Source organism: Gymnodinialimonas mytili (genome assembly GCF_037544085.1).
Classification (GTDB): domain Bacteria; phylum Pseudomonadota; class Alphaproteobacteria; order Rhodobacterales; family Rhodobacteraceae; genus Gymnodinialimonas; species Gymnodinialimonas mytili.
This window is the reverse complement of sequence record NZ_JBBIFW010000001.1, coordinates 1,001,439-1,015,739: the sequence shown is the minus strand read 5'-3', so window position 1 is coordinate 1,015,739 and position 14,301 is coordinate 1,001,439. Positions and strand designations below refer to the sequence as shown.

14 protein-coding genes are annotated in these 14,301 nt (G+C 60.0%); 2 read left to right on the top strand and 12 right to left on the bottom strand.

The genetic code is table 11. The annotated features are described in order from the left end of the window. Positions 1-243: 243 nt before the first annotated feature. Both V8J82_RS05030 and V8J82_RS05025 read left to right on the top strand, forming a co-directional pair. Positions 244-1,971: an adenosylcobalamin-dependent ribonucleoside-diphosphate reductase gene (locus tag V8J82_RS05030; RefSeq protein ID WP_339972783.1), complete on the top strand. Its 1,728-nt coding sequence runs from the start codon at positions 244-246 to the stop codon at positions 1,969-1,971. 13 nt (positions 1,972-1,984) lie between these two features. Then, positions 1,985-2,233, top strand: coding sequence for a DUF1653 domain-containing protein (locus tag V8J82_RS05025; RefSeq protein WP_339972781.1), 249 nt, complete (start codon positions 1,985-1,987; stop codon positions 2,231-2,233). 111 nt (positions 2,234-2,344) lie between these two features. Here V8J82_RS05025 and V8J82_RS05020 read toward each other — a convergent pair whose 3' ends face one another. From V8J82_RS05020 to V8J82_RS04965, 12 genes are all read right to left on the bottom strand, one after another. Next, on the bottom strand, positions 2,345-3,844 hold the full coding sequence (locus V8J82_RS05020; protein ID WP_339972779.1) for a mannitol dehydrogenase family protein: 1,500 nt from the start codon (positions 3,842-3,844) through the stop codon (positions 2,345-2,347). Continuing rightward, a complete protein-coding gene (locus V8J82_RS05015) occupies positions 3,832-4,605 on the bottom strand; it encodes an L-iditol 2-dehydrogenase (RefSeq protein ID WP_339972777.1) in 774 nt (257 codons plus the stop codon). The genes V8J82_RS05020 and V8J82_RS05015 overlap by 13 nt, the downstream gene beginning before the upstream one ends. Further along, positions 4,602-5,606, bottom strand: a complete 1,005-nt coding sequence (locus V8J82_RS05010; RefSeq protein ID WP_339972775.1) for an ABC transporter ATP-binding protein — start codon at positions 5,604-5,606, stop codon at positions 4,602-4,604. The genes V8J82_RS05015 and V8J82_RS05010 overlap by 4 nt, the downstream gene beginning before the upstream one ends. A 12-nt stretch (positions 5,607-5,618) precedes the next feature. Continuing rightward, positions 5,619-6,449, bottom strand: a complete 831-nt coding sequence (locus tag V8J82_RS05005; RefSeq protein ID WP_339972773.1) for a carbohydrate ABC transporter permease — start codon at positions 6,447-6,449, stop codon at positions 5,619-5,621. Positions 6,450-6,458: 9 nt separating this feature from the next. Next, positions 6,459-7,325 carry a carbohydrate ABC transporter permease gene (locus tag V8J82_RS05000; RefSeq protein WP_339972771.1) on the bottom strand — a complete coding sequence of 289 codons (867 nt, stop codon included), beginning with the start codon at positions 7,323-7,325 and terminating at the stop codon, positions 6,459-6,461. A gap of 160 nt (positions 7,326-7,485) precedes the next feature. Continuing rightward, complete coding sequence (locus V8J82_RS04995) at positions 7,486-8,808, bottom strand: ABC transporter substrate-binding protein (protein ID WP_339972769.1); 1,323 nt, start codon at positions 8,806-8,808, stop codon at positions 7,486-7,488. A gap of 117 nt (positions 8,809-8,925) precedes the next feature. Next, on the bottom strand, positions 8,926-9,957 hold the full coding sequence (locus V8J82_RS04990; protein WP_339972766.1) for a LacI family DNA-binding transcriptional regulator: 1,032 nt from the start codon (positions 9,955-9,957) through the stop codon (positions 8,926-8,928). 248 nt (positions 9,958-10,205) lie between these two features. Then, on the bottom strand, positions 10,206-10,661 hold the full coding sequence (locus V8J82_RS04985) for an SRPBCC family protein (protein WP_339972764.1): 456 nt from the start codon (positions 10,659-10,661) through the stop codon (positions 10,206-10,208). A 110-nt stretch (positions 10,662-10,771) separates the two neighbouring features. Next, positions 10,772-11,380 (bottom strand): nucleotidyltransferase family protein, encoded by a 609-nt coding sequence (locus V8J82_RS04980; RefSeq protein ID WP_339972762.1) that lies wholly within the window; start codon positions 11,378-11,380, stop codon positions 10,772-10,774. Next, on the bottom strand, positions 11,373-12,161 hold the full coding sequence (locus V8J82_RS04975; RefSeq protein ID WP_339972760.1) for an XdhC family protein: 789 nt from the start codon (positions 12,159-12,161) through the stop codon (positions 11,373-11,375). The genes V8J82_RS04980 and V8J82_RS04975 overlap by 8 nt, the downstream gene beginning before the upstream one ends. Further along, positions 12,158-13,336, bottom strand: coding sequence for a vWA domain-containing protein (locus V8J82_RS04970; protein WP_339972758.1), 1,179 nt, complete (start codon positions 13,334-13,336; stop codon positions 12,158-12,160). The genes V8J82_RS04975 and V8J82_RS04970 overlap by 4 nt, the downstream gene beginning before the upstream one ends. Further along, positions 13,333-14,208 (bottom strand): AAA family ATPase, encoded by an 876-nt coding sequence (locus V8J82_RS04965; RefSeq protein WP_339972756.1) that lies wholly within the window; start codon positions 14,206-14,208, stop codon positions 13,333-13,335. Before V8J82_RS04965 ends, V8J82_RS04970 begins: the two co-directional genes overlap by 4 nt. Positions 14,209-14,301 lie beyond the last annotated feature (93 nt).

Here is a 14,301-nt window from a genome sequence, read left to right as displayed (position 1 = left end):
AATTGAGAAGATTGACTGCGCGAACAGCGTCATTCTGTATCTCTCAAATAAAGACGGTTAACGCTGTATTCACACGTACCTGGATACAGGTTTTACGGGTGCGCGTTAATAATGTGCACAAAAAAACATCTATTTCCCAGGGTGTTAACTAGATTTGTTCATTTTGCGAATAATTCGTCGAAAATTAACACCTCTTAAGAATAAAGGCTCTATATCCGGCAAGAATCAAGGAGGTAAGTACGCATGCCGCAAAGAGTTGAGTTTCGTTTAGCGGAGTCGAGTTTCGATCAACCGATTGCCCAATCCATCTGGGCCCAAAAGTATCAGTATCGTAAGAATAGGCGCGATGTGGATCGTGATGTCACCGATACATGGCGCCGCGTTGCCCATGGCCTGGCCTTGGCCGAACCGGAAGACAAGCGGGCGCAGACCGCGCGCGTTTTCCAATCGGCCATGGAAGGGTTCAAATTGCTGCCCGCGGGGCGGATCCTGGCCGGATGCGGCACGGATCGGAACGTCACATTGTCCAATACATTCGTGATGCAAACCATCGACGATTCTGTCGAAGGAATTATGGAGACAGCCAAGCAGGCCGCATTGACCATGCAGATGGGTGGCGGCCTTGGATACGACTTTTCAACCATTCGCCCCAAAGGTGCCTATGTGTCGGGTCTGGATTGCCCGGCCGCGGGGCCCATTGCCGCGATGGAAATTTTCGATTCCGTTTGTGCCATGATCGTCCAAGGGATGGGACGGGGTGCCATGATGGCCACGATGCGCTGTGACCACCCCAGCATTGAAGATTTTGTAAATGCGAAATCTGATCCGTCGAAATTGCGGAACTTCAATCTTTCCGTGATGGTGACCGACGCCTTTATGGAGGCCGTCGAGTCCGACGCGATGTGGAATCTGACCTGGGATGGGCAAGTCGTGCGCCGCATCGCCGCGCGCGATCTTTGGCAGATGATCATGACCCGCACCTATGAGGCGGCGGAACCCGGAGTTCTGTTCATCGATCGTATTAATGCGATGAACCCGTTGAATTACCTGGAAGATATCTCTGCAACCAATTCCTGCGCGGAACAGCCTTTGCCGCCAAACGGGACCTGCCCGCTGGCGTCGATCAACTTGGCAAGGTTGGTACGCAACCCGTTTACAGCCGAGGCGCAGTTGGATGTCGAAGAATTGCGACGCCTGGCAGGCGTCGCGGTGCATATGCTCGACAATTCGATCGAGGTGTCCCGGTTCGCTAATGAGCTTCAGCGTCAGGAGGCCCTGTCGAAGCGCCGTATCGGCGTTGGATTGACCGCTGTTGCCGATGCGCTGGTCATGGTCGGGGTCACCTACGGCACCGAAGCGGCGGCGGATATGGTGGGCGAATGGATGCGGATTGTTCAAAACGCAGCCTACCGGAAATCGGCAGAGCTTGCGGAAACGCGCGGTGCATTTCCGGCCTATGATCCGGCCGCCCATCAGGACCATCCGATGATCGCACGTCTTGATCCCGATGTGCGGCGGTTGATCATGCGCTACGGGTTGCGAAATGGCGCGCTGACCTCGATTGCGCCGACGGGGACGATTTCGATGTTTGCCGGCAATGTCTCGTCGGGGATCGAGCCCGTCTTTTCCAGATCTTATACCAGATATATCACCAATGCCGACGGCTCCAAACGGACCGAGCGGGTCGAGGATTATGCTCTGTGGCTGTTCCGGCGCCAGTTCGGGCCGTCAGCGGACCTGCCCGACGCCTTCGTGACAGCGATGGATTTGGACCCGATGGATCACGTCAAGATGCAGGCAGCGGTTCAGCACTGGGTCGATAGCGGCATCTCGAAAACGGTGAATTGTCCTGAGCAGATCCCGTTCGATGCGTTCAAAGACGTGTATCGTTATGCCTTCGAAAGTGGCTGCAAAGGGTGTACGACATTCCGGCCAAATGCGACCACGGGATCAATCCTGGCGGTGTCATAGCCGGAGAAACGACATGGACGACCCGACATCGACCGATCAGGGTCGTCAAGACGGAGCTTGGGCGCCGACCGATCCATCGGATTGGCGCCCGACACATCGCCACAAGAAGGGCGGACTTTACCGCGTACTGGCTGGCGGTATCGACGAGGCCGAGCGCAAACCGGTGGTGATCTACGATGATCGTGAGGGCCAGATTTGGGTGCGTTCCGCCGAGGAGTTCTGGGACGGTCGGTTCACGCAACTCGACAGCCAGGGCCGCTAGTTCACCCCGCTCGGAGCACGTTGCGTGTCACGCCGATCGAAAGACCCGGCCTTGCGTGGTGACCGACGGCGCCCTTCGGTATCCTTTTGCTCGAACACAATTCAACGTGCTTTAATCCGCGCCGTTGATGTAAGCGGCAAGTGCCGCCTCGGTGCCTTGGGTCCAGATTTGATCCAGCCAATGGGTAAACGCCGATGCGAAGCCCGCGTGCTCGGCCAAATCGCCATAGATCGTTGATTGCGCCAGCCATTGCGGCGGGTCATCACGCGCAGTCTGGGCGGCTTGAGACAGGCTGCCCCAAATAGGATCATTCGCTTCGATCTGCGTGCCATCCTCGCGCGTACCTGCGCACATGCGCGCCCAAAGGGCCTCGACCAGCGCCAAGCCCTCAAACGACGTGCCAGCCGCCAACCGCTCTCGCAGGATGGGCAGCACAAAGCCCGTGTGCCGCGATGCGCCGTCAAAGGCGACCCGGCGGGTGGTGTCGCGGATCTCTGGATTGGCGAAGCGACGCTTGATCAGCTCCAGATACGCCTCGGGTGCCATACCGGGCACGGGCGCGACTTGAGGCACAATCTCGTCCCGTTCGACCTTGTCGAAAAACGCCGCAACACGCGGATCGGCCATGCAGGCGTCAATCGTGTGCAAAGACAACAATTCACCGGCATTTGCCAAAACCTGATGGCCCGCATTCAACATGCGGATCTTCATGGCCTCGTAGGCATGAACGTTGTCGGTGAAGGTTGCGCCCACGGTGTCCCAATCGGGCCGCCCGGCGCAAAAGGCGTCTTCCAACACCCATTGGCGGAAATTCTCATGGCTGACGGGCGCTGCGTCTTCGATACCGAAGCTGCGGGCAAGCGCCAATTCGGCGGGGCCGGTGGCGGGCACGATGCAATCGACCATCGAGTTCGGAAACGCGCCCTCAGCCTCGATCCAATCGGCCAAGGTGGGATCGCTCAGGCGCGCCAGACCGACGACGCATTGCCGCAAGATCGCGCCATTGCCGGTCAGGTTGTCACAACTGAGCCCCGTAAATGGTCGCTGGTTCGCCTGATGGCGCAGCCGCAGGGCTTCGACCATGGCGCCAAAGGCGCTGCGTGGCGTCGATGGATGCGCCGCATCATGCTCGATATCGGGATGCCGGACATCCAAGAGACCCGTCACCGGATCCAGATAATATCCGCCCTCGGTCACTGTCAGCGACACGATGCGAATTGCCGGATCCGCCATCGCGGCGATCAGTGCGCGATTGCCTTCGGTAATGGGAACATAGTCGATCATCGGACCGATGATCTCGGCGGAGCGTCCCTCCGGCGCCAACTCGATCAGGGTCGAGAGGCAATCCTGAGCCATCAGCTTGTCGCGCATCGCGCTGTCATAAGGCCGTATGCCCGCCCCGATGATCGCCCAATCCTGCGCCGCGCCCGTTTGCATCAAGCGGTGCAGATACCACGCCTGGTGAGCACGGTGGAAATTCCCCAAGCCGATATGGACAATGCCAGGCCGCAGCGCATTGCGGTCATAGCGGGGCCGTGCAACATCCGCCGGAAGCTGCGCGAGGGCCGCATTCGACAGGACGACCGGCGTTTTTGACTTCAGCTCATCCATTGGCCGCCATCGATGTTGTAGCATTGTGCCACGATGTATTCCGCCTCATCGGTGGCCAGGAATATTGCCATACCGGTCAGATCCTCGGCCCGCCCCATCCGCCCGAATGGAACGCTTTCGCCGACCTCTTTCTTCTTTTGTCCCGGGGCTTTACCTTCATATTTGGCAAAAAACGCATCGACGCCGTCCCAATGCTCACCATCGACGACGCCGGGTGAAATGGCGTTCACGTTGATGCCGTGCTGAATCAGGTTGAGCCCCGCCGATTGCGTCAGGCTGATCACCGCGGCTTTTGTGGCGCAATAGACGCCCACCAACGGTTCGCCGCGCCGCCCGGCCTGTGAGGCCATATTGATGATCTTGCCCTTGATGCCGCGCTCGACCATGTGGCGGGCAACGGCCTGCATTGTGAACAAGGTGCCGCTGACATTGATTGCGAACACACGATCATAATCTTTACGCGCGATCTCTGTGATCGGGGCGGCGGTGAACAGGGCGGCGTTGTTGATCAGAATGTCGATCTGCCCGAGCGCCTCAGCGGTTTGATCAACGGCCGCGTCAATGCTGTCTTGCCGGGTCACGTCCAATTCGATGGCGATGGCCGCGTCGCCGATCTCCTGCGCCGTTTCCCGGGCCCGCGCGATGTCGATATCGGCAATGGCGACGCGTGCGCCTTCCCGAATATAGGCTTCGGCAAACGCGCGCCCTATGCCGCGCGCCGCGCCTGTAATCAGGGCGGTCTTCCCAGCGAGCCGGTTCATGGGATGCGCAGCCCGTCCGCGTCGAACCGGTGCAATTGTTGCGCATCGGGCGTGAGGAAGATCGTATCGCCGTAGTGGATGTCGACCTCACCGCCGACGCGGACGGTCAGCGGCTCAGACATGCCGTCACAGGTGACGTGGAAAAAGGTGTCGGATCCCAAATGTTCCGAGACACCGACGGTCCCTTTCCAATCGCCGCTCTCGGAGGACACGCTGATATGCTCGGGCCGGATGCCGATGGTTGTGGCCCCCTGCGCCTCGGCCAGCTTGCCGGTGATCAGGTTCATCTTCGGCGAGCCGATGAAGCCCGCCACAAACAGATTGCGCGGTGCGCGATACAGTTCCAGCGGCGATCCGACCTGCTCGATATGTCCGGCCCGCAGAACCACGATTTTGTCGGCCATGGTCATGGCCTCGACCTGATCGTGGGTCACGTAGATCATCGTGGTGGCAAGGCGCTTATGCAGTTCGCTGATCTCCAGCCGCATGCCCACACGCAAGGCGGCGTCCAGGTTGGACAGCGGTTCATCGAAGAGGAAAGCCGCAGGTTCGCGCACAATCGCACGCCCAATGGCCACGCGCTGACGCTGGCCGCCGGACAATTGCCCGGGCCGGCGATCCAGATAATCGGTCAGGTTCAGCACATCTGCCGCGGCCTCGACCCGCCGCGTCTGCTCGGCTGGATCCATCTTCGCCATGCGCAGGGGGAAGGCGATGTTCTTGCGCACCGACATATGCGGGTAAAGCGCGTAGCTTTGAAACACCATGGCCAGGCCGCGCTTGGCCGGGGGCACCAGTGTGGCGTCTGTGCCATCGATGCGGATTTCGCCATCCGAGACATCTTCAAGCCCCGCGATCAGGCGAAGAAGCGTGGACTTGCCGCAGCCGGACGGGCCGACAAAGACCACGAATTCGCCATCCTCAATGGTCAGATCAAGCGGAGGGATGACCTCCACATCGCCGAAAGCTTTCCGGACTTTTTCAAGCGTGATGCGCCCCATGGTCGGGTTCTCCTATTTCACCGCGCCGAAGGTCAGGCCCCGGACGAGTTGTTTCTGGCTGAACCAGCCAAGGATCAGGATCGGTGCGATGGCCATTGTGCTGGCCGCCGAGAGCTTTGCGTAGAATAGCCCCTCTGGGCTGGAATAGCTGGCGATGAACGCGGTCAACGGCGCCGCATCGACGGTGGTCAGCGTCAGCGTCCAGAATGCCTCGTTCCAGGCCAGAATGATGTTGAGCAGGACGGTCGACGCGATGCCGGGGATCGCCATGGGCGTCAGCACGGCGGTGATCTCCTCCCACATGCCAGCCCCGTCCATCCGGGCGGCTTCCAGGATCTCGCCCGGAATTTCGCGGAAATAGGTGTAGAGCATCCAGATGATGATCGGCAGGTTGATCATGGTCAGAATGAAGATCAGCGCGCCTTTGGTATCCAGTAGACCCAATTCGATCAGGATCAAACGGATCGGGTAAAGCACCCCCACCGCAGGCAGCATCTTGGTCGACAACATCCACAATAGGACGTCCTTCGTGCGCTTGCCCGGCACGAAGGCCATCGACCACGCGGCCGGTATCGCAATGACCAGACCAAGGGCTGTGGAGCCGACCGCAATGGCGACGGAATTCCAGAGGAACCGGAAATAATCCGAGCGCTCTTGCACCTGGATGTAATTCTCAAGCGTCCAGTCGAAGTTCAGAAAGACGGGCGGATCGGCGATGGCCGTGGCCTCGGTCTTGAAGCTGGTCAGGATCGTCCACAGGATCGGGAAGAAGATCAGCAATGCGATGATCCAGGCCAGCGCGCTGAAGGCGATGCGACGAGAGGTGGGGATGGATCGGGCCATGGGTCTCGCTCACTTGTCCAGGTTTTTGCCGACGATGCGCATCAGGAAGATGGCAACGATGTTGGCGAGGATGACGGCGAAGATGCCCCCGGCGCTTCCAAGGCCGACATTCTGGCTTTCGATCACGCGTTGATAGACCAGGTAGGTCAGCGTTCGGGTGCCGAAGCCGCCGCCGGTCGTCACGAAGATCTCGGCGAAGATCGACAGCAGAAAGATGGTTTGGATCAGGATCACCACGGTGATCGCCCTGCTCATATGCGGCAGGATGATGAAGCCGAAGCGCGCGAAGGCACCGGCGCCGTCCATCTCGGCGGCCTCAAGCTGTTCTGAGTCGAGCGACTGGATCGCTGTCAGCAGGATCAGCGTTGCAAAAGGCAACCACATCCAGGCGACGATCAGGATGATCGAGAAAAGCGGCGCCTGGCTGAGCCATTGCACCGGTTCGGCGCCGAAAAACTCCCACAGATGCGCGAGCAGGCCGTTCACCGGATTCATGAACATGTTCTTCCAGACCAGCGCGGCGACCGTCGGCATCACGAAGAAGGGGGCGATGACCAGCAGCCGGACGATGCCTTGGCCCCAGATCGGCTGATCCAGCAACAGCGCCAGAAGGATACCGCCGATCACGGTGATGCAGAGGATGCCGCCCACCATCATCAGGGTGGTCAGCACCGCGTCTTGAAAGCTGGAGGATGAGGCGAAGCGGATGTAATTGCCCAGACCTTCGCAGCATTCATAGGTGCCGCGCAGCGGGCGATAATCGTGGATCGAAAACCACAGCGTCATGCAGAGCGGCACCAACATCCACACCAGAAGCAGAAACACGGCGGGTGCGTTCATCAGGCGTGCGGCGGATCTGGAATGTTGCGTTGCCATACCGGGCCTCGGATTTCGGGCATGAACTGGGACAGCGGCCAAGTGCGCTGTCGCGGGTCACGTCAATCAGGGTTGGTCTTTGGGGATTGACTGGGGCGCGTCACTGCGCCCGCAGTCCGTGGTATGGAATGGGCGGAGTGACCTCCGCCCATCGCGCCGGTTAGTAACCGGCCGCTTCCATTTCTTCGGTGGCCAGGTCTTGGGCCTGGGCCAGAGCATCCTCGGGCGACATCTGACCGGCCAGTGCGGAGGAGAAGACCTGACCGATTTCGGTGGCCAGACCCGCAAATTCCGGGATCGCCACGAATTGGACGCCGGTATAGGGCACCGGATCCACAGTCGGGTTGGTCGGATCGGCCGCGAGGATCGAGTCGAGCGTCATCTGGGCAAAGGGCGCTGCGTCCAGATAGGCCTGGTTTTCATAAAGCGAGGTCCGTGTGCCCGGAGGAACATTGGCCCAGCCTTCACGCTCTGCCACGATTGCTACGTAGTCCGGACCGGTTGCCCAGTTGATGAACTCCATCGCGGCCTCAGGCGCGTCCGACGAGGCCGGGATGGCCAGCGACCATGCCCAGAGCCAGTTGGACCGACGGCCAAGCCCGGTATCGGGTGCCAAGGCAAAACCGACGCTATCGGCGACTTCGCTGTCATTTGGGTTCGTCACGAAGGAGGCCGCGACGGTGGCGTCGATCCACATCCCGCACGATCCCTGCTGGAACAGCGCGAGGTTTTCGTTGAAGCCGTTGTTCGATGCGCCCGGAGGGCCTGCTTCGTTCAGCAAATCGACGTAGAAGTTGAACGCGGTGGCCCATTCTTCGCTGTCGAATTGCGGGGTCCAATCCTCATCGAACCAACGCGCACCATGGGCATTGCCGACCGTGGTGATGAACGCCATGTTCTCGCCCCAGCCGGGTTTGCCGCGCAAGCAGACGCCGTAGACGTTGTTGTCAGGGTCATGCATGGCCAGCGCGGCCTCGCGGATGAAATCCCATGTCGGCGCGTCGGGCATGTCCAGCCCGGCGGCCTCCATCAGGTCGGTGCGATACATGACCATCGAGCTTTCGCCGTAGAAGGGCGAGGCGTAGAGGTTTCCGTCAACCGTCAAACCGCCGCGGATGGCGGGCAGGAGATCGTCGATATTGTAGCTTTCCGGCAGATCGTTCAACGATGTCAGCCAACCGCGCTCTCCCCAGATCGGGACTTCATAGGTGCCGATGGTGATGATGTCATACTGACCACCGCCCTGGGCGATATCCGTCGTGACGTTCTGGCGCAGGACGTTTTCTTCCAGCGTGACCCATTCGACGTTGATGTCGGGGTGCTGTTCGTTGAACACCTCGGTCAGACCCTGCATCCGGATCATATCGCCGTTGTTCACGGTTGCGATGGTAATGGTGGTGGCGTGGCCGTCGGCCAATGCGACTGATGCGGTGAGGCACAGCGATATCGCCGTTGCCGCCCGCAGAGCGTTCCTGGAGCGCATCATTTTCCTCCCTGATGCTTATTCGTGTGCCTAAACGCTAGGCGAAACCTGGACGCCGGGTCAACAATTTCTTGACGCGCGTAAAAGTTATTTGGAATTTGCTTTTGAAACAAAGGCTCAGGCGGAGTTGCGTGTGATCAATCTGCCTGCGAACAACCAATCTTCTCGATTGGCCGGACGGCTTCCCGATTCGATCAGAGACATCAGCGTCTCGACCCCTTTCGACGCGATCGAGTCGTAATCTTGTGCCACGGTCGTCAGGGAGGGGCAGGTGAAGCGGGAAAACGGATGGTCGTCATGCCCTGCGATGCGCAACGCGCTGCCGGTGCCGCGCCCCACGCGCAGACCGCTTTCATAGGCGGCTGCCAAAAGACCGATCGCCAGTCTGTCATTGCTGCACAGAATAGTATTCGTCATCAACCTGTGCTCGCTCAGCACCCGCATGCCTTCGCGAAACCCGATATCCTCAAACTCCCACCCGGCGCCGGGTACGTGGATGATTTGCGGTTCATAGCCAAGTTGCTCCATCGCGCGCAGATAGGCATGGCGCCGCTTGTTGGCGTTGGGGTTGGGGGGTGTCTGCATCTCAAAGAATACCGGCGGCTCGCCCGTATCTGTGAGATATTTTATCATAATATCAATTGATTGCGGGTTATCCATTCCAACAAAAGCGTCTCCGACACCGTCGACATTGCTGTCGAACAGAACGGTTGGCACTTGCGCGCAGAACTTCTCGATGGCGCCGCGATCTGAGGCGCGACCCAGCGGCGCCAGCAATACGCCCGCAGGCCTCAATGACAGCAGGTTTTCGAGGTTCTCGACCTCTTGTTCCGGAGCGCCATGGGCGCTGAGCAGGATTGGTCGAAAGCCCGCTTCGATGCACAGGGTTTCGATCTTGCGGGCGATTTCGGCAAAGAACGGATCGGCCAGGAATGGGACCATAATGCCGATATTCTTCGTCAATTGGCGGTTTTGGTTCACCGCGTAGATGTTCGGGCGATACTCATATTGCGCCAAAGCGGCTTCGATACGCTGACGTGTCGAATCGCGCACAGAGGCGGGGTCATTGAAGTATTTTGAAACGGTTGGCCGAGAGATCCCGCTGAGCGCGGCAAACTGCTCCATATTCCTTACTTTTTCGTCTGCCAACCTTGCCTCCCTCGGGGCTCCGCCTGCTCGGCCGGCGCCCGTGATCTCCATCTACCTTATACAATTTGCGCGGCATGGAAGCAAAAAGATGCCGCGCGTAAACTATTTGATGGCACAGACATGCCGGTTGAAGCGCATCGGCGCGACGATCAAACACATTGCCACGCTTCGAAACCGGAACAGAGAGAGGCTGGCGCTATATGTCGCCTTTCAGGTGCCGCAAAACGTGCGCGACGGCGGACATCGCGCTAGACCGCAGCGTCTTCGTTCACGACCTCGGCGAATGATTTGAAGAATTTGGCGGCCAGCTTTCGAGCCGTGCTTTGAACCAGGCGACTACCCAATTGCGCCAGTTTCCCGCCGATATCGGCTTTGGCTGCGTAGCGCAGGATGGTTGTGTCTGGGCCATCGGCGGTCAATGTCACATCCGCACCCCCCTTCGCGTGACCCGCCGCGCCGCCATTGCCTTGACCGGTCAACGAAAACGCGTCCGGGGCGCCGTCTGTGTTGAGCTGTACGTCGCCGTTGAAGCGCGCCTTTACGGGGCCGACTTTCAGCACAACCTTTGCCGTAAGCTCGGTCTCGGAAAGCTTGGTCAGCTCTTCGCAGCCGGGGATACAATGTTGCAGAATGTCAGGGTCATTCAGCGCGGCATAGACCCGCTCCTTGGGAGCGTTGATGATGATTTCGTCAGAAAGTTCCATGGCATGTCCTTATCAGCAACAGGGGAATTTAATGGTGGCCAGACGCTCGGCCTGTTCCGGTGTTAGCGCCCAACTGCGCCGCAATCGCGAGATCAGCGTTTTCAGGTTTCTCATGACGGCTCCGCAGCGACAGTGTCTTTCAGTGCCGCATACGCCTCCGGCGTATCGATATCGGCATAGAAGCCCCGCGCGGGGAGATCGTGAAACTGGACGTGTTCGGGATGCGCACGGGTGAACTTCTTGCACCCTGGCGCCCGCGGATCAGTCAGCAAGCGGGTGCGCAATTGGGCAGGGATCACGATGGGATTGCCCCGTGTCTCACCATTTCGAGGGATTGAGATTTTGCCGGGATCAGCGGCTTTATGGGCGGCCAACAGGCCCCGCAGATCCGAGATGGCGAGCAACGGCTGATCGCCAAGACCCATCAAAAGCAGGTCGGCCTTGGGCACATTTTCAAGGCCACAGATCACGGATGTCACTTGCCCGTGTTCGAAATCAGCGTTGTGCACAAGATCCACCGGAAGGTCCGCCAAGCTGGCCTCGATTTCGGTCGTCTGGTGCCCGGTGACCACCAGAACCCGTCCCTGAAATGCCGCAAGATATGTCTGCGTCAGGTGTCGGATCATCGGGACGCCCTTGATCGGCAACAACAGCTTGTTGCGCGGGCCCATGCGGCGCGACAGCCCGGCGGCCAGTAGGATCGTGGCGATTTCAGGCATTGGCGCGTACCATGGATTTGCGGCGCACCGCCAAAAGCTCAGCCAAGATCGAAAGCGCGATCTCCTCGGGTGTGACGGCCCCCAGATCCAACCCCGCAGGAGCTTTGACGGCATCGATCAAACTCTGATCTACGCCCTTCGCGGCGAGCTTGCCTGCCAGCACGTTGAACTTTCGGGCGCTTCCGACAAAAGCCACATAGTCGGGCACAGTTGAGAGCGCGGCTTGCAATGCATCCATGTCGCCTTGCCCTTGCGTGGCAATGACGATGACGCGCTGTTGATGCGCGGGGCGTTCGGCTGGCAGCGGCGTGTCTTCTGTGACCGCCCAATGAAATTGCGGGGCGAGATCTGTCAACGCCCGGGCCACCGGCGAGGCCCCCAGCACGACAAGCTGTGGCATGGGCAAACACGGCTCGATGAAGATGTCGACCGTGCCCCGCGAGGGGCAGCCGTTGCGGGCAAACCGTGTGCCGTCCACTTCTTGCCCGGCCGACACCCCCCTTTCGGCCAGCAGATCCTCTGGCGCGACGGAGACAAGTTGCGGTTTGCCGTCTTGAAGGGCCTGCACCGCCGCGCGTTTCACAGCCCCGCGCGTGCAGCCACCGCCGAGCCACCCGTGCAAAATCGTTCCATCCGCGCTGAGAAGTGCCTTCGCGCCCGGTTTCGCAGCGGTCGATCCGGCCGTGCGGACGATGGTGGCAAACGCAAATGGTTCGTCTTTCGCGCGTAATTCCTGCGCAGCCTCGGCCAGATCATCGGAGAGGAGTTCAGCAGGGGTCATATCGTGGTCAGCTCCCGATCCAGGGCCGCCAGATCAGCCAGCGTGTTGGCGGCCGCAAATAGGTCCAGATGCGGGAGTGCCGCCGCCATCCCTCGGGCCACGGGTTCGTAATCTCGCCAGCCTTTTAATGGATTGAGCCAAATGATCTTGCAGCCGCGTTTCTTCAGTTGTGTCAGGGCGCGCGCCAAGACCTCGGGTGGGCTGGTATCGTAACCGTCCGATAGGATCATCACCACGCTGCGCCCATCAACAAAGCGTCTGGCATAGCTATGCGTAAAAAGATCAAGGCAGGATCCGATCTTGGAACCACCTCCAAACCCATCGGCCATCAGGGACATACGCCCGATGGCGCGCATCGTGTCCTTGTCACGCAGGGCCTCGGTGATCCGCACCAGCCGAGTGTGAAAGAGGTAGGCGTCGGCTTGCATGTCCGCGCGCATCAAACCCGCCAGAAATGCCAGGAAAACCTGGGCGTAAACGCTCATTGAGCCCGAGACATCGCACAGCGCCACGATCTTGCGAGTACGGTCCGGTCGGCGCTTGCGCAAAAGACGCAGCGGCTCCCCGCCGGTGGCAAGGCTGTTGCGCATGGTCTTGCGAAAATGCAGCCGGTCGCCTTTGCGCGCGGCGATCCGGCGACGGGACCGTTTGTCCCGCAAGGCCGCCCCCAGGCGTCGGGCAACGCGTTCGGCCTCGGCGATTTCATCGGCCTGCACGAGGTCCCGCAGATCCTTGCGCGATAGCTTGCGAAGCTCCGTCGCGATGAGCTTGCCGGTGCCGTCGCTATCGGCTTCGTCCCCCTCCCCATCGGGTGCTGTCGCGGATCCGGTGGAGCTGGCATCCGTCCCCTTGGTGTTGCGTGATGAATGGACATCGCCATGGGCGGGTGGGGGCGTTTTGATCACCCTCTGCTTTATCCGGCCGGCATCCATCCAATAGCTGTCGAAAAGAGCATCAAAGCGGTCCGCCTCATCCTTGCAGCCCGTGCACACGGCGCGCAGGGCGCGGCGGCAGGTCTCGGGCTGGGCCGCGTCGGTATGGGTGAGCGCGCTTAGAGAGAGTTCAACTTCGGCCACGCCAAGGCGCAATCCGTTCTCACGCAGATGCGCGACAAAGCCCGCCACGCGCGCGGCGGGGCCGGGGTCGCGACCCGCAAAGCGCGTGACGCGGGTCATGCCGCACGTCCTGCAATTCGGCCCGCAACTTCCAGTGTGATCTGAGCCTGATCGGATTGGGTCTTCAGCAGGGTGGTCAGCGTCATCTGCAGGACAGCAGGATCAGTTGTTAGGTCCGCGATGCCCAACCCCATCAAAGCTGCGGCGAAGTCCAGTGTTTCGGCAATGCCTGGCGTCTTTTCCAGTTCTTCTTCACGCAATTTCTGGACGAAGCCCACAACTTGTGTGGCCAACCGTTCCTCAATCCCGGCGCAGCGCGCCCGTAAGATTGCCAGTTCGGTCATGCGGTCCGGATAGTCGACATAGGTGTAAAGGCATCGCCGCCTTAGCGCATCCGACAGATCGCGCGTGCCGTTCGATGTCAGGATCACGATCGGCTTCGTTGTGGCAGTGATCGTGCCAAGTTCAGGGATTGTGACCTGAAAATCTGACAAGATCTCAAGAAGATACGCTTCGAATTCCTCGTCTGCGCGGTCGATCTCATCGATCAGAAGAACGGGCGGCACCTCTTGAGTGATTGCCGCCAGAAGTGGTCTTTCCAGCAGAAAATCGCGGGAAAAGATCCGGTTTTCGACAGATTGGCCGGTTTCGCCATCCTCGGCTGCCGCTCGGATGGTCAGCAATTGTCGTTGATAGTTCCATTCGTAGATGGCCTGCGCCGCGTCGAGCCCTTCGTAGCATTGCAGACGGATCAGACGTGTGTCGCGCACGGTCGAAAGAGTACGCGCCACGTCTGTCTTACCCACACCGGCCGCGCCCTCCAGCAGCAGGGGCCGGTTTAGCGTCAGCGCAAGATGCAGCGCGACAGACAGATCGTCCGACGCCACATAGCCATGTTCTTCAAGCTCATTTTGCAAGGCACGATAGCTCACGGGTCCAGGCCTTCTCTTCCTCTGGCTCAAAATACCCCGGAGGGGGTGCGGGGGAGGCGGCGCCTCCCCCACGCGGGTTCAATGTCTTGAAGA

Coding starts and splice junctions, on each gene's coding strand:
- V8J82_RS04985 (WP_339972764.1), bottom strand. CDS start 10,661: ATGGAACTTTCTGACGAAATCATCATCAACGCTCCCAAGGAGCGGGTC.
- V8J82_RS05020 (WP_339972779.1), bottom strand. CDS start 3,844: ATGGATGAGCTGAAGTCAAAAACGCCGGTCGTCCTGTCGAATGCGGCC.
- V8J82_RS04975 (WP_339972760.1), bottom strand. CDS start 12,161: ATGACCCCTGCTGAACTCCTCTCCGATGATCTGGCCGAGGCTGCGCAG.
- V8J82_RS05005 (WP_339972773.1), bottom strand. CDS start 6,449: ATGGCCCGATCCATCCCCACCTCTCGTCGCATCGCCTTCAGCGCGCTG.
- V8J82_RS05000 (WP_339972771.1), bottom strand. CDS start 7,325: ATGGCAACGCAACATTCCAGATCCGCCGCACGCCTGATGAACGCACCC.
- V8J82_RS05030 (WP_339972783.1), top strand. CDS start 244: ATGCCGCAAAGAGTTGAGTTTCGTTTAGCGGAGTCGAGTTTCGATCAA.
- V8J82_RS04995 (WP_339972769.1), bottom strand. CDS start 8,808: ATGCGCTCCAGGAACGCTCTGCGGGCGGCAACGGCGATATCGCTGTGC.
- V8J82_RS05010 (WP_339972775.1), bottom strand. CDS start 5,606: ATGGGGCGCATCACGCTTGAAAAAGTCCGGAAAGCTTTCGGCGATGTG.
- V8J82_RS05015 (WP_339972777.1), bottom strand. CDS start 4,605: ATGAACCGGCTCGCTGGGAAGACCGCCCTGATTACAGGCGCGGCGCGC.
- V8J82_RS04980 (WP_339972762.1), bottom strand. CDS start 11,380: ATGCCTGAAATCGCCACGATCCTACTGGCCGCCGGGCTGTCGCGCCGC.
- V8J82_RS05025 (WP_339972781.1), top strand. CDS start 1,985: ATGGACGACCCGACATCGACCGATCAGGGTCGTCAAGACGGAGCTTGG.
- V8J82_RS04970 (WP_339972758.1), bottom strand. CDS start 13,336: ATGACCCGCGTCACGCGCTTTGCGGGTCGCGACCCCGGCCCCGCCGCG.